Origin of the sequence: Polaribacter sp. BAL334 (assembly GCF_015767435.1) — a bacterium.
GTDB lineage: Bacteria > Bacteroidota > Bacteroidia > Flavobacteriales > Flavobacteriaceae > Polaribacter.
On sequence record NZ_JADWOV010000051.1, the window covers coordinates 1 to 340 of the forward strand.

The 340-nt window shown below is 31.2% G+C and carries 1 protein-coding gene; it reads right to left on the minus strand.

What is annotated here, in order from left to right:
- Positions 1 to 340 (minus strand): carboxypeptidase-like regulatory domain-containing protein (locus IU405_RS00275; RefSeq protein WP_197436670.1); only part of this gene is annotated, 340 nt, incomplete at both ends.

Consider the following 340-nt stretch of genomic DNA (forward strand, 5'->3'; position numbering starts at 1 on the left):
TCTTTTCCGATGTTAAAAACTTTTTTATCTAAACGAATATCAACTGTTGTTTTTTCGGCAATAATTACTACTTCATCCAAACTATTCGTATCATCTTTTAGTTGAAATGTTCCTAGATTTTTATCGGCTGTAAGATTTTGTGCTGGAATTTTAATTGCTTTGAACGATATAAATTCAATGCTTATGGTATAATTTCCAACAGGAGTTTGCACACTGAATACTCCATTGACATCTGTAATTCCACCAGAAATTTTTTGAGTTTTGGTGTTTTTTAAAATGATGGTGGCGTATTCTAAAGGCTGTTTAGTTTCTTGGTCAATAACTTTTCCTGTTAGCGTAA